The organism is Archaeoglobus sp. (assembly GCF_017656475.1).
GTDB lineage: Archaea > Halobacteriota > Archaeoglobi > Archaeoglobales > Archaeoglobaceae > Archaeoglobus.
In genome coordinates, this window is record NZ_JACDNT010000088.1 from 1 (window position 1) to 1,553 (window position 1,553).

A 1,553-nucleotide genomic window follows, 5' to 3' on the forward strand; every position below is an offset into this window, starting at 1 on the left:
ATAGCCGACCCCTACTTCGCCTTCTGGTTCCGCTACGTCCACCCGAACGTGGACTTGATAGAGACTGGACAGGGCGATTTTCTGGTGGAGCTTGTGATGGAGAACCTGAGCGAGTATCTCGGCTGGGTTTTCGAAAATATTGCAAAGGACTTTTTAATCAAGCTGAACAGGGCAGGAAAACTGCCTTTCAGGTTCACGAAAATCGGCCGGTGGTGGGGGAAGGGTGGGAAGATTGATTTAGTCGCTCTCAATGAGCGCGAGAGGAAGGCTTTGCTTGTCGAGGTGAAGTGGAAGGATTTAAGCGAGAGGGAAGCGAGGGGAATTTTGAGGGACTTGGAGAGGAAGAGCCAGTTAGTAGGGTTGGACGATTGGGAGAAGAACTACAGACTGGTGGCTAAGAGCGTTGAGGGGAAAGAGGAGTTAAAGAATGAGGGCTGGCTCGTCTGGGATCTTGAGGATTTCGAAAAGTTAATCAAGATTGGGGGTAATTAAGCACTACAAGTAAACAACCGTGGTGGTACAAAATGGCTAAAGGTGCGATAGTCGGGAAAACAAAAAGGATCCGCTGGATAAAGGAAGGATTATTTAAGAAAAGAAAAGAGGAGATTGAAGCATACATATACAGGGAGATTTGGCCGGAAGCAACGCTCGCGCAGGCGTATGAAGAAATTCACCACAGGATAAAAAAATTCAGAGATAATGCGGATTTCGGAATAACTATGTATGGGATGGACCACACACACCATATTTCAAGAGTGAGTGGAGAAAAGAGGGACAGCGCACTACCCAGATCCCACGCGTTGCGAAAACGCCCAAAGACGCTCTCTTGTATCACCTTCTTTTCCAGTTGGCTGTGACACACCTACTTCACAGAGGTACGCCCAGCGGAAGCATAGAGAGAGACGCTCTCGGAGAAATGTCCGGGAAAATGTTGGACAAGTTCGCTGTAGAAAGAGAAGCGCACGTAATAAAGGATAAATACGCAAATGACGAGACAAAAATGCCGAACCGAGGAAGGATACTAAAGGACTTCGATGAGTTCGCGAAAGATGAAAACCTAGAAAAAATGGCGAAAGAGTTATATCCAGAACTACTTGCAGCCACAAGAATACGGGGAATAACAGAGGAAGATGTGGAATACGCACTGAAGAAAGCGAGAGATCTTGCGAAAAAAATAGTAGCAGAAGAACTGCAAGGAAAAGTAAAGACACATCACCTCGATAGCAACCCAATGCTAGTAAGTGCAGTACACAACGAAGATCTGATTAAGTTCCTAGCAGGACTTCGAGAAGGGGAACGAAAAGAAAAACCAGAACTCCCGAAAGAGAAGAAACCAGCACCAAAAAACATCACCCTCGAAGCCCAGAAGCTCCTCGGCATCCTGAACGGCCTTAAGTACGCGGGCTATTCTAAGGAAGCTGTCCAGAGCGCCGTTGAGGATATGTTCAAACGCTCTGAGGAGCTCGCCGAAAGGGGAGAACTCGAAACCCTTGGCCTTTACCTCTGGACTGCCCACCTGTTGAGGGAGGGGCGCTTTGAAGATGCCGAAAAGT

3 protein-coding genes are annotated in these 1,553 nt (G+C 47.6%); all 3 read left to right on the forward strand.

Annotated elements, in window-relative coordinates:
* On the forward strand, window positions 1-492 hold a 492-nt coding region (locus tag H0Z19_RS11960), incomplete at its 5' end, for a DUF234 domain-containing protein (protein WP_290726927.1).
* 32 nt (window positions 493-524) lie between these two features.
* Window positions 525-857 carry a hypothetical protein gene (locus H0Z19_RS11965; RefSeq protein ID WP_290726929.1) on the forward strand — a complete coding sequence of 111 codons (333 nt, stop codon included), beginning with the start codon at window positions 525-527 and terminating at the stop codon, window positions 855-857.
* A gap of 71 nt (window positions 858-928) precedes the next feature.
* Window positions 929-1,553, forward strand: a 625-nt coding sequence (locus tag H0Z19_RS11970; RefSeq protein WP_290726931.1) for a hypothetical protein, incomplete at its 3' end; no start/stop codon positions are given.